Source organism: Streptomyces sp. NPDC002130, from assembly GCF_040296465.1.
Lineage (GTDB): Bacteria > Actinomycetota > Actinomycetes > Streptomycetales > Streptomycetaceae > Streptomyces.
Genome location: NZ_JBEOXI010000746.1, coordinates 1 through 1,568, shown reverse-complemented (window position 1 = coordinate 1,568; position 1,568 = coordinate 1). Strand labels below are relative to the sequence as shown.

General features: G+C 66.1%; 1 pseudogene. It reads left to right on the top strand.

The annotated features are described in order from the left end of the window. Positions 1-59: 59 nt before the first annotated feature. Positions 60-1,436 (top strand): annotated as a pseudogene (locus ABT116_RS45090) (arabinosyltransferase domain-containing protein); the annotation flags it as partial. Between the last annotated feature and the right edge of the window lie 132 nt (positions 1,437-1,568).

The window sequence follows — 1,568 nt, the reverse complement described above, 5'->3', positions numbered from 1 at the left end:
TCAACGCGTCGATCCCCTGCACCGCGGTCAGCTCGCTGCCCGAGGGCGGCGGCATCCTCATGTCGACAGCGCCTGCTCAGGGCGACGGCGCCGCACTCTCCTCGATGTTCGTCCGCGTGTCCGCGACCAGCGTCGACGTGCTCGATCGCAACGTCGTGGTCGCTTCGGCGGCGCGTGAGGACGTCGAGTCGAGTCGCTGCGGAGCCATCGCGTTCAGCTCGGACGTCAATCGGACCGCCGCCGAGTTCGTCGGACTGACCTATCCCGACGGCAACCCGATTCGTGGCCAGCTCGACGGCGACTTCCGCCCGCAGGTGGTCGGTGTCTTCAGCGACCTGCCCGACGGCGCTGCCCCCGACGGCCTCGGCTTCTCGATGACGATCGACTCACGATTCTCCTCGAGCCCCAGCGTCGTGAAGCTGGTCGCGATGATCGTGGCCGTCCTCTCGACCATCGTCGCGCTGATCGCCCTGGCCCGCCTCGACGGCACCGACGGCCGCAAGCACCGACGCTTCCTGCCCGCACGCTGGTGGAAATTCTCCGGCATCGACGGAGTTGTGGTCGGCACACTGGTCGTCTGGCACTTCATCGGCGCGAACACCGCCGACGACGGTTATCTCCTCACCATGGCCCGAGTCTCGCCGGACGCGGGATACATGGCCAACTACTTCCGTTGGTTCGGCGTTCCCGAGGCTCCGTTCGGTTGGTACTACGAAGTGCTGGCCGTGATGGCGAAGATCTCGACCGCGAGCCCGTTCATGCGCCTGCCCGCTCTGCTCGCCGGAATCCTCTGCTGGATGGTCATCAGCCGCGAGGTCGTCCCGCGTCTCGGCCGGGCGGTTCGCCGGAGCAACGTCGCCCTGTGGACCGGCGGGCTGGTGTTCCTGTCCTTCTGGCTGGCGTACAACAACGGTCTTCGCCCCGAGCCCATCGTGGCTCTCGGCGCACTGCTCACCTGGTGCTCCATCGAGCGCGCCATCGCCACCGGACGTCTGCTGCCCGCGGCCACCGCAATCTTGATCGGTGCCTTCACTCTTGCCGCCGCACCCACCGGATTGATGTGTATCGCAGCCCTTCTCGCCGGTGTGCGCCCATTGGTGCGCATCGTCGTCAAGCGTCACCGACTGGTCGGCACACTGCCGCTTCTCGCTCCGATCGCCGCTGCCGGAACCATCGTGCTGGTGGTCATCTTCGCCGACCAGACCTTTGCCGGCGTCATGGAAGCCACGCGCGTCCGAACGATCATCGGGCCCAATCTCGAGTGGTACCAGGACTTCCTGCGCTACTACTACCTCTTCGTCCAGACGGTCGACGGCTCGGTTGCCCGACGCTTCGCGTTCTTGACGATGATCCTGTGCCTCTTCACGACGCTCTTCGTGTTGTTGCGCCGCGGCCGCGTCCCCGGCGCGGCAACCGGTCCGTCGTGGCGCCTGGTCGGCGTCGTCTTCGGCACGATGTTCCTGATGATGTTCAACCCCACCAAGTGGACTCACCAGAGAAGCTCGGCGTCGACAAGCTCACGATGGACATGTGGGTCGACGGCGACGAGCACACCAAGCAGTTCCGCA